The following is a 14,983-nucleotide window of genomic DNA, read 5'->3' as shown; positions in this document are numbered from 1 at the left end:
TTTCATCCGTGGCCAGATGTTTTCCTGCCCCATCCGCAACTCCGGGCTCGTAGGGTCGAGAGGTCTGAAACGTGACGATCGCACAGGACTTGCCGAGCCTCGGTTCCCTCCGCGAAGAGCAGCGTGCCCTGCGCGCGGAGCTCGCGAGTTTGCGGCAACGCCTGAAGCTCCAGCTCGCGCTCGAGTTCGCGGTCGATGCCATGACGTGCGTCGTGGCCTCCGCCGCCGTCCTCGTCTTGCTCGACTGGTGGCTCCGGTTCGGCGTCCAGGCCCGATTGGCGATCCTGGCCCTGAGCGTGTCGGGGGGCCTCGGTTTCCTCGTGGTCAGGGCCTTCGGTCGTTGGCGGTCCTCGAGGCTCGACGAGCTGTCTCTGGCGATGGCGCTCGACCGATACCGACCGGGGACGGGCCAGCAGATCGCCGATATTCTTCAACTCCCGGACCTCCTGGACGAAGAGACCAGCTCGGCCTCACCGGCGATGGTCCGGCTGGCCGTCCGGCAGGCGACCGAGGCGCTGGCCCGATCGGACTGGCGAACGCTCTGGAATCGGAAACGGACGACCTTGCACTCCGGCGCGCTCGTGCTCGGACTCGTCATCCCGCTCGTCTTCGGTCTCGTGGCGCCGGACGCCGCCCGACTGAGCGCGGCCCGCTGGCTCTTCGGGTCTTCGGAACGCTGGCCGCAGTGGACGTATCTGACCGTCAACGGCCTCGACGACCAGGGCCGGCTCCTGGCACCTCGAGACGAGCGGGTCGTCCTCGACGTCCGATCCGACCTACCCGAACTCACGTCTCAGAACGGCGAGTGGTTCGTGTCGGGTCGGGGCGAACCCTTCACGCTCCGGCGGAAGCCCAAGACGTTGCGGAATCCCAAAACGGTCCGGGTCAACGAACGGGCTCCCGACGGGGTAACTCGCTCAGCAATCATGGTCGCGACGGGGCCGTCGCGGTTTCGATTCGAGTTCCCGGCCTCGTCGACGTCCTCGACGTTCGACCTCGTCGGGGGCGACGACTGGCTCGGCCCGCTGAAGCTAGAACGCATCGATCGGCCCTCGCTCGGTGACATCAAGCTCCGGGTACGCGAGCCGGGCGCCCCGGCCGGTTCATTCCGGGCGATCCCCGACGCTCGCCAACACCTCCTCTTCCTGCCCGACACCGAGATGGAGCTAACCCTCGTCGGCAGCGAGGCTCTGGCGGATATCCAGTTGAAGTTCCATCCCGAAGGTTCGACGGAATCGAGGCGCGTCGATGAACGGACCTACGCGGTTCGCTGGGTCCTCCGCGAGGCCACGACCCTGGAGATCGTGCTCACGTCCGCCAAGTCTCGACTGCTTTCGCGACCCGCGTTCCTCTCGATCGGGTTGCTGCGAGACCGGGAGCCGCGAGTGACCCTGCGGGCAGTCGGGGTCGGCAGCCACGTCACCCCGGTCGCCACGATCCCACTGACGATCGCCGCGACTGATGACTTCGGCCTGGCCGCCGTCCGACTCCGGGACGAACGGACGACGAACGTCGACGAGAAGTCGGAGGACAAGACGCCCCCGAAGACCGAACGGAAGGTGGTGGATCTCCCGCTCTCTCCCGAGCCCGGGCGAGCGATCCTCGACCACCAGGCTCGACACGAAGTCTTGCTGCAAACTTCCCCACCCCCCGTCGGGACCGTGCTCCGATTCCTCGCCGAGGCCGAGGACCGTTGCTCTCGAGGCGCCCAGGTCGGGCGATCGAGCACGCTCCAGCTGCAGGTGGTATCGCCCGATGAACTCTTCTATGAGCTGTTGATCCGGCAGAGGGCCGAACGGGCGAAATTCGTGACGTTGCTCGAGACGCTCGAGAAGCAGACGCCGGTCCTGGACGGGAACCCGTCGGCCGAAGAGATCGTCAAGATCTCGCGAGTCGAACAGTCGGCGGGCCGGCAGGTCGACCAGGTCGCGGCGAAGATCGGCGACGCCCTCCTGGAAATGAAGCTCAACCAGATCGGGTCGCCCAAGTCCCATCGTCTCCTCCAGGACGGGATCCTCACGCCGTTGAAGGCCCTTTCCCAGGGCCCGGTCAACGAGCTTCGCGGGGTCCTCCAGAACCTCGCGGCCGGCAGCTCGACGCCCACGGCCAACAAGGACTCGGCCCGGAAGCTGCACAAGGAGGTCGTCTCTAAAATGCAGGCGATCCTCGAGCAAATGTCCCAATGGGAGAGCTTCGTCGACGTGGTCAATCAGGTCGCCGAGGTGATCCGGATGCAGCAGAAGGTCCTCCAGAACACGGAAAAGGCCCGTGAGTCGCGCACCCAGGAGATCTTCGATGCCAAACCCTGACACGCCTCCCTCGCGGGCTTCACGGCGACCTCTTCGAGGCTTCGTCGAGCCGTGGATTGTCCGTCTCGTCGTGGTGCTCTTCGTCTCGATCGGTACCTCTTCGATCGTCGTCGGGCAGGACAAGCCAGCGGCCGACAAGGCGGAAGGGCTGTTCGACGACGAGGAGAAGAAGAAGGACGAGAAGGCTCCCGACTCGAAGAAAGGGGCCGACTCACCCAAGGCCGAGACCGTTTCGGATCGCGACACCATCGGGTTCACCCAGGAAAACGTCGCCTCGCAGATGACCGAGTTGGAGGAACGGATGTTCCGGCTCTCCGAAGCCCTCCGGAGCCTGGAGCCGGAGAACGCCTCGCGACTGACACTGGCGCTCAAGTTCTCGCGCGAAGAATTGATCCTGCACCAGATGAAGCAGACGCAGTCGCTCCTGAAAGAGGCTCAACTGAGCAAGGCCGAGACCGAAGCCCGGGAGCTGCTCGCCAAGCTCGAGCACCTGCGGAACCTCCTCCTCGCGGAAGACCTCGACTTCCAGATGAAGCTCGCCCGGCTCCGCCAGATGCGCGACGCGCTCAACCAGCTCGATCGCATCATCAAGGAAGAGAAACGCGAGCTGACCTGGTCGCGCATGGCCACCGATGCCCAAAAGGACCTGGCGACCCTCAAGAAGCACCAGACGGGCCTGGAACAACTCGTCCGCGATCAGAAGGCCGTCATAGGGGAGACGAAAGACTCGTCCGGAAAGGAAGGGGACGCGGCGAAAAAGGCGGCACGTGTCGCGGCCCGAGAACGAGAGACGGGCGTCCGGACCGGGACCGAGGCCCTCGCCGGAGAAGCCTTTTTCGCGGGGCTCCAGCCACCGTTCCTGAAGCAAGCGGGGCCCCACCTGGGCGATGCCGTCACGCACCTCGACGCGACCCGGGTCGACGAGGCCGTGGCCTCGGAAGACCGCGCCCTCGCGCAACTCCAGAAGGAGCTCGACCGCCTGAACAAGCGGGTCGACGACGTCGAGAAATCCGCGTCGACCCCCGAGTTCAAGAAGTTCGAGCAGGACCAGGCCCGGAACCGAGGTGCGGCCGACTCGCTGGCGGAAGCCTCGGCACGCATGGGGGATTCCGGGGTCGCGCTCCAGAAGGATCTCATCCGCGCCGGCGGATCCATGCAGTCCGCCGTGGGCGACCTGGCGAAGACCGAGGCCAAGCCCGCGGCCGACGATCAGGCCGCGGCGCTCAAGCATCTGCAAAAGGCCCGAGAAGACCTCTCCAAGTCCATGGAGAGCCTGCTCGTCGAGCTTCGCGTCGAGCTCCAGGCCCGCATCATCGCCGAGTTGACCGAACTGCACGAGATGCAGGTCGCGATCCGAGAGACCACGGAGGCCCAGGCCCCCCGCATCGCCCAGCGGTCGCGGACCGCCCTCGTCCTTGTCGTCGGGTTGTCGCCCAAGGAGTCCGTCCTGGGGGATCGGACCGACGCACTCGCCGCGCTCGCCGAGGAGACCGAATTCGGCATCGCACTGCCGACCTCGCTTCGCGTCATCTCGCGCGAGATGCGAAAGGCCCAGGCGTGGCTCAAGGAAGGGGACGCGACCGTGCACACGGTCACGCTCGAGAAGCGAATCGAGGTCGACTTGCTGGGGTTGCTCGAAGCCATGAAACGCCTACCGCCGACGACGCCTCCCCCCCCCGGCACCCCTTTGCCCTCGGAGCCGAGGGCCCGCGAACGGGAGCTCAACCGACTCATCGCCGAACTCAAGATGATCCGTCTCCTCCAAACCCGGATGAACGACGACACCTTCGAAGTCGATCGCTCGCATCCGGCCGAAGCCGTCCTGACCCCGGCCCTCCGGCGTGAGATCGAGGCTCTCGCGAGCAGCCAGGAAGAGATACGCGACTCCCTCGACAGGATTTCCGAACGACTCGAACCGGCCGAAGAGGCCGAGCCCAGGTCGAAGGCCGAGATCTTCGAACGATAAGCAACTGTCCCGAGACCCGGTTTTTCTTAAAATCCGGGTTTCGGGATGGGATCTCAGTGTCGATGATCACTGATTCACACGGCAAGCGTTTCCACGGAACTGACGTCTTTTTATCGAACCTCAGCGAGGGTGTGATGAGAAAACTTCGCAACGTCCTCGTCGCGACCACAACGATCGTCGGGATGCTCGGCACCTCGGGCCGGGCTGAGACCCCGATCACTCCGATCACGAAGAAGATGACCGTCGTGGTCGGCGACCTCGGCAAGCCCCAAACCAACGAGCCGGTCCAGACGAAGCAGAAAGAGATCGTCAAGGATCTCGATGTTTTGATCGCCGAGCTCGAGAAGGAGTGTCAGGCATGCAAGAACGGGATCAAGCGCAATAACCCGAAGCAGGGGCTGAAAGATTCGGTCATCCGGTCCGGCACCGGCGGCATCGGCGACCTCGTCGCGCCGGGCGAAAGCGAAAAAGACTGGGCGAAGCTCTCGGGCCGCGAACGGGATCGGATCCTCCAATCGATGTCGGAAGGATTTCCCCCCGAATATCGCACGGTCCTCGAGCGTTACTACCGTCGCCTCGCCGAGGAGAAGTCCGCCCCGGCCAAGGGGGCGAGCACTCCGGCGAAGGACGCCGAGGCCTCGCCGGAGCGTTGATGCGGATCGAATCCGCCGGGGAAGGGAGACCGACCCGGCGGTTCGCTCGACATCAAGAAGGTGGGTCGTCTGAACTCTGACTTGTGCAATCGCGACAGCGAGTCCGGGGCGGTCGCGTCCGAGGAGCTCGAGGAGTCGACATGCAAGGCACGGCCCTGATCTTGTTCTGCCTGTTGGGCGTCGGCCCTCAAGACTACTCGCGCCCCCTCGACGCCAAGGCGCTCGACCAGGCGACGCTCGATACCGAGGGCTACGGCGAGAAGAAGGCGTTCACGCGTGAGAACGCCGGCCTCAGGATCAAGCTGGCCCCCGGCGAACCCGAGACCGGGTGGAAGACGCCGCAGACCGTGAGGTTCGGCGGGAACTTCAAGATCACGGCCAACTTCCTCATCAAGACTCTCCCCAAGCCCGGCCAGGAAGACGGCGCCGCGTTCGGCATCGCGATCGCGTTCCAGGACATCAACCAACCCGACATCACCCTCCTTCGGATGCGTGAGCCGAACGGTGCGGAGATCTTCCGCACCGTCGAGAAGGCCGGCGGCAACCCAATGCAGCCCCAGCACGTCCAAATGATGATGATGATGGGGGGAGGGTTCGGCCAGCCCGGCGGGAAGCCCCCGAAGCCGCCTCGTCCGACGTTCCCGGCTTCCGGTGACGAGGTACGGGTCGAGCTGCAACGCGAGGGGATGATCCTCCGCTACCAGGTCCTCGACGCCAAGTCGAACCGACTCCGCTACCTCGGACAGTCGACGCTTCAGCCGCAAGACGTGGCGGCCGTCAAGCTGTTCGCGGCGAACCGGAACGGGGCCGAGCCCGTTAATGTCCTCCTGAAGGACGTCTCGATCCATGCCGAACGGATCAACGGTCTCGGGACGATCGTCCGCACCGTCTTCGATCGGCTCGTCTACGCCGACCCGACGTCGATCGACAAAGACGTGTTGATCCTCGGCGGCGAGCCCAAGGCTCCCCCCCCGGCGCCGAATGCCAATCCCGCCGCCAAACCGGGAGAGCCCCCGAAGTCTGACCCCGCGGCCAAGCCTAAGGACGCCGAGAAACCGAAAGAGGCCCCGAAAACCGAGGCGGCCCCAGCCGCGGCAGCCGCTCCGGCCCCTGCGGTCGCAGCCGTTGCGGTCGCGGTCGCCCCAGCCGCCCCAGGAGTCGTCGCCGTCGTGGGTGTCGCCCAAGCCGCCCCGGCCGTCGCCGCACCTCCGGCCGCCGCCACTCCCGCGCCAGCGCAGGCAAACCCGGCTCCAGGCGCTCCTAACGCCCAGGGGGGAGCACCGGCCCAACCGCCGAAGCCCAAGGAGCCGAAAGCCAAGATTCCTCTCGACGAACTCGCGAGCATTCAATTCGAACGCACACCGAATCTGACCGCTCGATTCGTCGGCCAGCCGAACCTCGACTTCACCATGCCCGGCCTGAGCGCCAAGAAAGAGGACGCGAAGACGAAGCCGGGAGAGAAGACGGACGAGCCGGCGAAGGACGGTGACAAGAAGCAGGACGCGAAGGAACCCGAAAAGAAGGCCGGCGACAAAACTGATAAGAAAGACGCGAAGGAACCTGAGAAGAAGGACGGCGACAACGCCGAGAAGAAGGACATCAAGGAGCCGGAGAAGAAAGACGGGGCAGAGGCCAAGGCGAAAGCCGAGCCTGCCGCGAAGAAGGCCGAGGCGAAGCCGAAGAAAGAGGGCGAGAAGAAGCCGGGCGCGGCCGACGACCCGCTCGCCCCGCCGCCGGGGACGGCGGCCGTGGCCAAGATCGCCAAACTCGAGCCGAAGAAGAACGGGATCCGCGACATCAACCTCTCACTCGGCAACCTCCGCCCCGTCGCGATCAAACAGATCATGATCACCTGTCCGACCGATGGCGGCCCGACGAGCTGGCGACTCGACACGACCGACTCGCAGGATTGGCCGGTCGTTTTGCGACGTTCAGGGACCGAAGGATGGGCCGACGTCTTCCTCGAGCCTCCCGCCAGCGACTGCCACCAGAAGGACTTCACGGTCAACGTCACCTATGAAGATGGGCAGAACGGCAACGCGAACGCGAAGGCCGAGGGCCATTCCGACGCCAAGCTCGCGATCGACTCAAAGACGCCTCAGACGCCTACGCTCGATGCCTGGGTCGTCCTGTCGGACGACGAGAAGCTGTTCGGTAAAATCGAGGGGATGACTGAAGAGACCCTGAAGCTTACATCCCCCGCGCAAGAACATCTCAACATCCCGTTGGGTCGAGTGGTGGGGATCCATTTCTGCCTGCTCGACCGCAAGGAGACCCCCGCGTCGTTCGCCAAGCGCCTGAAGTCGCGAGGGACCGAGGATGTCCTCCTGGCCCAGACGAAGAACGGCGAGGTCGTCGCGATCTCCGGCGTCGTCGAGAAGCTCGAGAACGAGCGGCTGTCCATCCTCTACCAGGGGAAGAGCCGATCCCTGCCGATCAAGCAAGTCGAAGGGCTGGTCATGGCCACGAAGCCCGAGGCCAACACGCCGAGCGAGCCTCGGCCGACTTTCACGATGCCCGGCGGGGTGATGATCTCCGGTAAGTGGAAGGACCTCGACACCAGCGTCTGGAAAGTGGAAACCGCCTGGGGCCAGGAGCTCAAGCTCCCCGCCGGGGACGTCCAGGAGGTGAAATTCCGAGGTGGCAAGGTGACGTATCTGTCCGACCTCACGCCCGGAAAGGTCGAGGAAACCCCTTTCTTCGGCCGCAAATTCGGCTGGCGGAAGGACGTCAACCTGCTCGGCGAACCCATCAAGGTGGACGGTCAGACCTATGAGCGTGGCCTCGCCGTCCATTCCCGCTGCGTCCTGACCTACGACCTCAACGGGCAGTACTCGTCCTTCGAGACCACCCTCGGATTCGACGACGCCGCGAAGGGCAAGGGGCGAGTCGATTGTCGGGTCCTGGCGGACGGCAAAGAGATTTATGCGAACCCCGACCTGCGGGCCGATGCTCCCCCGCTCAAGTTGTCACTGCCGGTCAAGGGGGCCGCGGAGCTCAAGCTCCTCGTCGACTTCGGCCGCGGCCAGGATACGGGCGACCGTGTGATCTGGGCGAACGCCCGACTCGTCCGCCCCACGCCCGCCGAACCCTCGGCGACGAAATCGGCGGCCAAGGCCGACACATCGAAAACCCCCGAGAACGTGACCGAACGACGCTGAACCCGGCGACCACTCGGCGAGGGATGAATCGCTCTATGCCTATTGCCTGTGTCCACCCCGCCCGCTTGGCGATGTTGCTCTGCCTCGGGATCCTTCCCCTAACCTCGAAGGCCGACGAGAAATCGGCGGCCAAGGCGGGGGAAAAGCCCGCCTCCGACAAGGCCGAAGGGAACGCCCAGACCCCGGTCGAGGTACAGGAGTGGTCGATCTGGGTCGGCAACCCCGCCCTCACCACGATCAACTCCTCGCGCGTCTATCGGAATGCGATGCCGAGCGTCGTCGGGACCAGCCGGCCGAAGTTCGAAGAGAAAGAGCTGTCCGGAAAATTCCCCGTCGAGCCGATTTCCGTGGTTCAATTCTTCGGCGAACCAAGCCGAGACGTGGACGTCGACATCCGGGTCAAGAAGGGGATGATCCTCGCCCACTGGCCCGCCAGCACGGAGCGGGGCGGACGGCTCCAATGGTTCGGCTCGGACCTCAACCCCGAGGATCCGCCAGGCATCCCCCAGAGCTACCTCCCCGAGAATCACTGGTTCCACAAGCTCCGGGTCGAGAAAACCTCGCTGGTCCTCAAGCATGAAACCCACTTCGAGCGGTTCATCGCCTACGACACCGAGCTCTCGATCCCGATCCCGCTACGCCTCCGAGGCGGGCCGGACGAATACTCGCTTCAGAACCTGACGGCGCGAAAGCTGACGGACGTCGCCGTGATCGCCCCGAGCGACGACGGATTTCGCGTCGGCTGGCTCGACGAATTGCCGACCGCCGCCCCCGAGAAGAAGGAGGAGGCGAAGGATAAGGACAAGAAGAAAGAGACTCCGAACGCCGATGCCGTCTTCCAGGAAGCTGAGGCCAAGCCGAAGGAAGAAGAGGAGGCGATCCCGCCGCTCCCCGCCGAAGGCGACGCGAACGTCCGGGCGCAGATCGACCAGGTGCTCAACCGGCCGATCTCGGTCACGGTCAACCAGATGCCGAGGCGCGAGGTTCTCGACCTCATCGCCGGACAGACTCGTCTCCAGTTCGAGCTCGACGACCGGACGATCGCCAAGGCGGAGATCAACCTCGGCGAACCCACGAGCCTGCGGGCCACGAACCTCGCCGCACGCGACGCCTTGGCCGACGTCCTGGGGGGTGCCGGTCTGAGTTACCGGGTCACCGAAGCGGGTAAGCTGTTCATTACCACGTCCGTGAGACTGGCCGAGGACACGGGGAAGAAGGGGGGAGTCGTCGAGGGTCCGCCCGTCAAACTCCTCATGTCCCAACCGGTCAAACCCTCGGCCCCGACCTTTCGCGAGGTCACGCGCGACACCCTGACGCGTAGGCTCGCCGGCCAGGGGCTCCGTCCCGAAGTCATCAAGCTCCTCCTCGACCAATACAGCAAGGCCCTTTTCGAGCCCGGCGAGTTGATCGTCCTGGCCCACGTCTCGCGCGAGACGATCGACGAGGCGGTTCTGCTCGACGTCTTTCCCCCGCCGAAGAAGATCGTCCGTACGGCCCTCCTCGTGATCCACGGGATCGACCCACGGCTCCAGGATCGCGCCCGAGGGCTGGTGAAGCAGCTCGGGGACGACTCCCCCAAGACGCGTGAGACGGCGGAGTCGAAACTCCTTGAACTGGGGCCGGTGGCGGTCCCTGTCCTTGAGGAGGCTCTGAGCAACAAGGACGTGGAAATCGTTTTTCGGTCAGAACGCCTCCTGCTGAGGCTCAATCGACCGGTTCCTTGAGCTCCACACTCCAACCTCGTGCCGCGACGACACCGTAACTGATAGAATCCACGGCGAGAGACGGAGGCCCGACACGCAGGCCCTCGTGGATGCCTCGGGCTTTGCCTGTGTCGAACCAGTGCCCTCGGAGTTTTGTAGCGTGGGCATTGCCCACCGGGGCTTCGATATGCTGGTGGGCAAAGCCCACCCTACAAAACTCGGATTCGGACCTCAGCCCCGGTCATCTGCGCGGAACACGCCAATGTCCTTACCCGAAACAGGATCCCGACTGGTCCTCCCGCGGTTCGACTCGTCGGGACGTGAGCCGGCTTGGCGTGATCTCTCCCACAAAGCTTCCGGTCCGGTCGGGTTTCTGGGATGCCTCAGGTCCGCGATCGTCAACATTGGCTTACTCGCCGTTATCGCCGTCCTCTGGGGGCTCTGTTCCGGCGTCGAGGCCGCCACGGACGCCGCTTCGACGGACGCCTCCCGCCGAACCTTCTTCGAGGAGAAGATCCGGCCGGTCTTGGCCGGCCATTGCCAGTCCTGCCACGGGCCGCAGAAGCAGGAAGGGGGACTCCGCGTCGATTGGCGTGAGCCGCTCCTGAAGGGGGGCGAGTCCGGGCCGCTGTTCGAACCCGGGCAGGCCGGGGACAGCCTCCTCATCCGCGTGCTCGATCACAGCGAGGCGGGGTTGGAGATGCCGAAGAAGGCCCCCAGGCTCCCCGATCGGGTCGTCCGTGATTTCCAGGCCTGGATCGTCTCCGGGGCATTCGACCCTCGGGATAAGCCCCCGTCGGCGTCCGAGGCCGCCCAGCAGGAGTGGGAAGCCAAGCTCGCCGAGCGCCGATCGTGGTGGAGCTTGCTCCCATTGGCCCGACCCGTCATTCCCGAGCCGAAACGGGTGGGGTGGGCGGATGGGCCGGTCGACAAGTTCATCCTCGTCCGGCTCGAGTCGGCGGGGCTCGCGCCCGCCCCTCGGGCGGATCGGTTGGTTCTCGTCCGGCGCCTTTCCTTCGTCCTGACCGGGCTGCCACCGACCCCCGAGGCGATCGACTCGTACCTGTCGGATCCGGCGCCCGAGCCCGAGGCCTACGGGCGACTCGTCGATCGACTCCTGGCCTCTCCGCATTTCGGCGAGCGCATGGCGCGCCACTGGATGGACGTCGTTCGCTATGGTGACACCTACGGCTACGAGTGGGACATCCCCGCCAAAGGGGCCTGGGTCTATCGCGACTACCTCGTCCGGGCCTTCAACGCCGACGTCCCCTTCGATCGGTTCGTGCGGGAACAGGTGGCGGGCGACCTCCTGGTGGAGCCTCGTATCAACAATGTGGCCCACGTGAATGAGTCGCTCATCGGCCCGATGTTCTACCAACTCGGAGAGAATCGCCACGGCGACAGCGCCGAGTTCGACGGCATCCATCAAGAGATGCTCCACAACAAGATCGACGCGTTCTCCAAGGCTTTCCAGGGCGTGACGGTCGGTTGCGCCCGCTGTCACGACCACAAGCTCGACGCGATCTCTCAGCGCGACTACTACGCTCTGGCCGGTGCCTTCATGAGCGCGCGTTGGGTCAGCCAAACCGTCGACACGCCGGGGCGGAACGCCCAGGTCCTGGCAAAACTCCGGGCTCTCAAGGCCGAGTTACGCCAGGTCCTCGCGACGGAATGGCTCGAGGAGTCGTCCCGGTGGGTGACGGACTGGATACGCAGCACGCCGACGAGCCCGAGCCCATGGGATAAGGCCAGGATGGCCGCAGGAGCCTCGCCGGGCTGGGAGCAGCCGGTCCGGGCTTGGGCCGAAGCGTTGGATTCGAAACGTGACGAGAACCTGTCCGCGACCTGGTCCCGACTTGCAAAGCAGTATCCCGAGGAGCATCGGATACGCGCCGAGTTCAATTCGAAGACGTTTACCGTCGTCGCCGATTTCCGCAACCCGCTCCCGCCCGATTGGTCGGTCGATGGTGCGGCTCTTCAAGAGGGCCCGGCGCCTCCGGGCGACTTCGTCGTCTCGCTCGAAGGGCCGACGGCCGTCGCGGACCTCCTGCCGGGCGGGCTCTTTACTCACCGACTCTCGCCCCGCCTGAACGGAGTCGTCCGGACCCCCGATCTCGCAAAGTTTTCCGGGGCTTGGCTCAGCCTTGAGACGTGCGGGGGAGACTTCAGCGCCGAGCGTACCGTCGTCGACAATGCGTTCCTGACCGAACGTCAGGCGTACCTGGCTCGGCGAGATCCGGCCTGGTCGTCGTTCTCCCCGTCGCCGGATTTCAAAGACCGTCGGGTCTTCCGCGAAGTCGCGACCAAGACGAGCAACCCGAACTTTCCGCCTCGGATCGGCCTCGGAGGGGCTTGTTCCACCGCCCAGGAAGCCGAGCCTCGGAGTTGGTTCGGGATCACTCGGGCGGTTGTTCACAAGGCGGCGGGGACGCCGAAGGACGACCTGTCGCGTTTCCTACCACTGTTCGACGGTCCCGTCCCGACCACCCGAGACGAGGTCGTCGGCCGCTTCGCCGCCTGGCTGCGGCACGCGGTGGAACGCTGGGCGCGGGACGAGGCCACGGATGATGACGTGATCCTGCTCAAAGGGATGCTCGACCAGGGCTTCCTCTCGAACCGTTCGGACGACTCGGCCTCGCCCCGAGTTCGTTCGCTCGTCGACGAGTATCGCCGAGTGGAGACGCGTGTGCTCGCCCCGAGGACGGTCAACAGCATGGCCGACCTCGACGACGGGATCGACTACCGGCTGAACGTCCGAGGGGAATACGACCAGTTCGGGCCCGCGGTCCCTCGTGGCTATCTCGAGGTTCTCGCGAGAGGCGGCGTTCCCCCTCGGTTCCAGGACTCGAAGAGCGGGCGTCGAGAGTTGGCCGAACGGGTGGCCTCGCCCGAGAATCCCCTCACGGCGCGGGTCTACGTCAACCGCGTCTGGCAGTGGGTCTTTGGCACGGGCCTGGTCGCCACGCCCGACGACTTCGGCCACCTCGGCAGCCCTCCCACCCATCCCGAGCTCCTCGACTTCCTCGCCGGACAGTTCATCGATCGTGGCTGGTCGACCAAGGATTTGATCCGCACCCTGGTTTCGAGCGCCACCTTCGTTCAGGGGAATACCGCCGATCCCCGGGCCATCGAAGTCGACCCCGGCAACCGCCTGCTCCACCACTATTCGCTCCGTCGCCTCGAGGCCGAGGAGGTCCGCGACGCGATCCTCGCGGCGTCGGGGCGACTCGACACGCGACTCGAGGGACCGAGCGTCGATCCCCACCGCTCCGGCGAGGATCTTCAAAAGCGGCTCGTCTCCGGCCCCCTGGATGGCCTCGGCCGACGTTCGCTCTATGTGAAGGTCACGATCATGGAGCCGCCCCAGTTCCTCGCGACGTTCAACCAACCGCCTCCCAAGATCCCGACCGGTCGCCGCGACGTGACGAGCATCCCCGCGCAGGCCCTGACCCTGCTCAACGACCCGTTCGTCGTCGGCCAGGCGAACGCCTGGGGCGCCCGGATGGCGAGCCTCAATCTCTCCTCGACTCGAGACGGGCTGGATCGGATGTCCCTCGAGTCGCTCGCACGCCTCCCGAGCCCCCAGGAATCAGCCCGCTGGGAGACGCTGATCCGAGAGCTTGCCCGAGAACACGGGGTTGACCAGGAAGACGCCGCGAGGAGCGCGGCGGTCTGGTCGGATGTTGCCCATATTCTGTTCAACACAAAAGAATTTCTCCATTTCCGTTGACGCGAAGAGGCCGCGATGCCAATGACCGAGAATCGCCTTGATCGACGGGCGTTCCTCCGGGCCTCGACCTCCGGATTCGGGGGTCTCGCGCTCGCGGGCATGCTCGGCTCCGACGCACGCTCGGCCACGGCGGAGGCTCCCGCCAAGAGTGTGATCTTCTGCTTCATGGACGGAGGCCCCAGCCACGTCGATACCTTCGACCCCAAGCCGGCGCTGCAACAACACCAGGGACAGGCCATCGGGGCCGGCGCGGTCTCGAAGCGGTCGCAATCCACGGCCGGCCGTGTCTGGATGCCGAGCCCTTGGGATTTCCGCCAACGGGGTGAGAGCGGGCTCTGGGTCAGCGAGTTGCTCCCCTATATGGCGAGTTGCGCGGACGACCTCTGCGTCGTCCGGTCGATGGTCGGCGAGTTGCCGCTGCATGGCCAGCAGAACCTCCTCCTGCACACCGGCAAGGTCACCGGCCAGGCACCGAGCTTCGGGTCCTGGGTCTCCTACGGCCTGACTCCGGGCAACGCCAACCTCCCCGGCTATGTGCTGCTCAACAACGACTGGGTCCCCAACGGCGGCTACGAGAACTTCGCGAGTGCCTTCCTCCCCGCCGTCCACGGGGCGACGACACTCCGGGCCAAGGGGGTCCCCGTCGACAACATCCGGCCGGCCGACCCCTTGGGCCGCCAACGCCGAAAGCTCGACCTCCTCGCCGCGCAAGACCACGAGTTCGCGGCCCGGACCGCCGAGCGTTCCGTGGTCGAGTCGGCCGTCCAGAACTACGAGACGGCGTTCCGGATGCAGTCGGCGATCCCCGCGATTGCGGACGTCCGCCACGAATCCGCGGCCACCCGCGAGCTCTACGGCCTCGACCGCCCCGACGACTATCAAAAATTCTACGCGCTCCAATGCCTGAGGGCCCGTCGACTCGTCGAGGCCGGGGTCCGATTTGTCGAGATCACCTGCCCCCTCACCCACGCCAATAATTCGCCCTGGGACCAGCACAGCCAACTCAAGAAGCATCACACCGAGAACGCCCGGATCACCGACCAACCGGTCGCCGCGCTCATCCAGGACCTGAAGCGGCGCGGGCTCCTCGACCAAACGATCGTCGTCTGGGCCGGCGAGATGGGGAGGACCCCGCATACGACCAAACTCGGGGAGACCGCCGGGCGTGACCATCACGTCGACGGCTACTCGATCGCCCTGGCAGGCGGAGGCTTCCGCGGCGGATTCGCATTCGGCGAGACGGATGACTTCGGCAACTCGGTCGTGAAGGACGCCCTCTCGATCCACGACATCCACGCGACGATCCTGCACCAGATGGGACTCGACCACGAAAGGCTGACGTTCCGCTATGGAGGTCGCGACCACCGCCTGACCGACGTCCACGGCAAGGTCGTTCGTGCGCTCCTGGGATGAGGACCGGGGTATCGACGCGACCGATAAGGCGATCCTCGAGCGAAGGCC

Annotated in this window: 7 protein-coding genes; all 7 read left to right on the top strand. The window is 65.5% G+C overall.

Going from position 1 to position 14,983, the window contains the following annotated elements; genetic code table 11:
- Window positions 1-71 precede the first annotated feature (71 nt).
- The 7 genes from ACYOEI_RS11480 (at window position 72) to ACYOEI_RS11450 (ending at window position 14,935) form a co-directional block, all read left to right on the top strand.
- Window positions 72-2,309 carry a hypothetical protein gene (locus ACYOEI_RS11480; protein WP_462849634.1) on the top strand — a complete coding sequence of 746 codons (2,238 nt, stop codon included), beginning with the start codon at window positions 72-74 and terminating at the stop codon, window positions 2,307-2,309.
- Window positions 2,296-4,275, top strand: a complete 1,980-nt coding sequence (locus tag ACYOEI_RS11475) for a coiled-coil domain-containing protein (RefSeq protein ID WP_462849633.1) — start codon at window positions 2,296-2,298, stop codon at window positions 4,273-4,275. Before ACYOEI_RS11480 ends, ACYOEI_RS11475 begins: the two co-directional genes overlap by 14 nt.
- Before the next feature lie 134 nt (window positions 4,276-4,409).
- Window positions 4,410-4,928: a hypothetical protein gene (locus tag ACYOEI_RS11470; protein WP_462849631.1), complete on the top strand. Its 519-nt coding sequence runs from the start codon at window positions 4,410-4,412 to the stop codon at window positions 4,926-4,928.
- A 140-nt stretch (window positions 4,929-5,068) separates the two neighbouring features.
- Window positions 5,069-8,089: an NPCBM/NEW2 domain-containing protein gene (locus tag ACYOEI_RS11465; RefSeq protein WP_462849630.1), complete on the top strand. Its 3,021-nt coding sequence runs from the start codon at window positions 5,069-5,071 to the stop codon at window positions 8,087-8,089.
- Between the two features lie 35 nt (window positions 8,090-8,124).
- Entirely contained in the window at window positions 8,125-9,813 is a 1,689-nt protein-coding gene (locus ACYOEI_RS11460) for a hypothetical protein (RefSeq protein WP_462849629.1), read from the top strand.
- Window positions 9,814-10,054: 241 nt separating this feature from the next.
- Window positions 10,055-13,522, top strand: a complete 3,468-nt coding sequence (locus ACYOEI_RS11455; protein ID WP_462849628.1) for a PSD1 and planctomycete cytochrome C domain-containing protein — start codon at window positions 10,055-10,057, stop codon at window positions 13,520-13,522.
- Window positions 13,523-13,537: 15 nt separating this feature from the next.
- A complete protein-coding gene (locus ACYOEI_RS11450) occupies window positions 13,538-14,935 on the top strand; it encodes a DUF1501 domain-containing protein (protein ID WP_462849627.1) in 1,398 nt (465 codons plus the stop codon).
- Window positions 14,936-14,983 lie beyond the last annotated feature (48 nt).

The sequence above is a fragment of the Singulisphaera rosea genome (assembly GCF_054877945.1).
The sequence above is the reverse complement of the archived record's forward strand: the minus strand, read 5'-3'. Positions and strand labels throughout refer to the sequence as shown.

Coding starts and splice junctions, on each gene's coding strand:
- ACYOEI_RS11455 (WP_462849628.1), top strand. CDS start 10,055: ATGTCCTTACCCGAAACAGGATCCCGACTGGTCCTCCCGCGGTTCGAC.
- ACYOEI_RS11475 (WP_462849633.1), top strand. CDS start 2,296: ATGCCAAACCCTGACACGCCTCCCTCGCGGGCTTCACGGCGACCTCTT.
- ACYOEI_RS11450 (WP_462849627.1), top strand. CDS start 13,538: ATGCCAATGACCGAGAATCGCCTTGATCGACGGGCGTTCCTCCGGGCC.
- ACYOEI_RS11470 (WP_462849631.1), top strand. CDS start 4,410: ATGAGAAAACTTCGCAACGTCCTCGTCGCGACCACAACGATCGTCGGG.
- ACYOEI_RS11460 (WP_462849629.1), top strand. CDS start 8,125: ATGCCTATTGCCTGTGTCCACCCCGCCCGCTTGGCGATGTTGCTCTGC.
- ACYOEI_RS11465 (WP_462849630.1), top strand. CDS start 5,069: ATGCAAGGCACGGCCCTGATCTTGTTCTGCCTGTTGGGCGTCGGCCCT.